General features: G+C 68.7%; 2 protein-coding genes. Both read right to left on the bottom strand.

The window, feature by feature from the left end; translation table 11 throughout:
* Positions 1–1082, bottom strand: a 1082-nt coding sequence (locus tag ACFWPJ_RS32055; protein ID WP_378857164.1) for a M1 family metallopeptidase, incomplete at its 3' end; no start/stop codon positions are given.
* A gap of 202 nt (positions 1083–1284) precedes the next feature.
* On the bottom strand, positions 1285–1727 hold a 443-nt coding region (locus ACFWPJ_RS32050), incomplete at its 5' end, for a zinc-binding dehydrogenase (RefSeq protein ID WP_378857162.1).

The following is a 1727-nucleotide window of genomic DNA, read 5'->3' as shown; positions in this document are numbered from 1 at the left end:
GCCCACGCCTTGCGGTTGTTGGCGAAGGTGATCCAGCCGTTGGTGAAGCGCGTCGCCTCGACCATCGAGAACGTCCCCATGAAGTCCGCGAAGGACTCCTTGAGCCACTGGTCGTCCCACCACTGCATGGTCACCAGGTCGCCGAACCACATGTGCGCCATCTCGTGCAGCACGGTCTCGGCGCGGCGCTCGTAGGACGCGCGGGTCACCTTGGACCGGAAGACGTAGTCCTCGAGGAAGGTGACCGCGCCCGCGTTCTCCATCGCGCCCGCGTTGAACTCCGGGACGAACAGCTGGTCGTACTTGCCGAAGGCATACGGCACGCCGAAGTTGTCGTGGTAGAAGGCGAAACCCTGTTTGGTCTCGGTGAACAGGCGCTCGGCGTCCATGTGCTCGGCGAGCGAGGCGCGGCAGAACAGGCCGAGCGGGATCTCGCCGTGGCTGTCGGCGTACGAGTCGGTCCAGATCGCGTACGGACCGGCGATCATGGCGACCAGGTACGTGCTCATCTTCGGGGTGGTCGCGAAGGTGTGCCGCACGACCGCGCCGACCTTGTGCTCCTCGGCGGTCGCGCCGTTGGAGACGACCCGCCAGTCGCCGGGTGCGGTGGCGACGATGTCGAAGGTCGCCTTGAGGTCGGGCTGGTCGAAGCAGGCGAACATCCGCTTGGCATCGGCGGTCTCGAACTGCGAGTACAGGTAGACGTTGTCGTCGGCCGGGTCGACGAACCGGTGCAGGCCCTCACCGGTGTGCGAGTACTCGCAGTCGGCCTCGACGACGAGCTCGTTGGTCGCGGCGAGATCGGTCAGCGTGATCCCGGTCGACTCGTCGTAGCCGCTCACATCCAGCGGGGTGCCGTTGAGCACGGCCGAACGCACCCGCGGCGCCACCAGATCGATGAAGGTGCTCGCGCCGGGAGTGGCGGTGAAGGTGACGGTGGTCGTCGAACCGAAGGTGTCCGACACTTCCGAACCCGCGCCTCGTGGCTGGTCGGTGAGGTCGAGTTCGATCCGATAGTTCTGCACGGCCACGGTGGCGGCGCGTTCGACCGCCTGGTCGCGGGTGAGATTCGGGGCGGACATAGATCTCCTTCGTCGTCGACGAACACGGCACGGTCGAGCGCTCCGGTGGTCCACCGGTGCGCACATCAGCGTCAACAATGCCACTTGCCGTCGGCCCCCGCTCACGAGTTTCCGGCCTCGCCGCCACCGCGTGCCTCGGGTCGCCGCAATTGCGTGTCCTGGGTCGGCGCCGCCGCGGACCCGGGCGGCGGCGCCCCCCCGGTCAGGGCGCGCTGAACCCGGGTTTTCCGAGCGTCCGGTCCGTCTCGCCGATCGCGTGCGCCTTCGCCGCTTCGGCCAGCGGGAACACCCCGGCGATGGTCGGCGTGAGCTCGCCCGACGCGAGCAGCGCGGCGACGGCCCGCATCCCGGCATGATCGGCCTCGACGAGCAACCCCGCGAAGCGCGCGCCCTGCCTGGCTGCCTCGGCGGGCAGGTCGGTCCCGTTTCTCGTCAGGATGCTGACGAGCAGCCCGCCGGGACGCAGTGTCGGCAGCGAACGGCGGCTGTTCTCCTCGCCGAGGGTGTCCAGCACCACGTCGACATCGCGGACGACCTCGGCGACATCGACCTCCCGGTAGTCGATCAGCTCGTCGGCACCGAGTGCGCGCAGGTGCTCATGCTTGGCCGCCCCCGCCCACCCCCACACAAACACGCCCCGTGTCA

The sequence above is a fragment of the Nocardia sp. NPDC058497 genome, from assembly GCF_042720195.1.
Taxonomy (GTDB): Bacteria; Actinomycetota; Actinomycetes; order Mycobacteriales; family Mycobacteriaceae; genus Nocardia.
The sequence above is the reverse complement of the archived record's forward strand: the minus strand, read 5'-3'. Positions and strand labels throughout refer to the sequence as shown.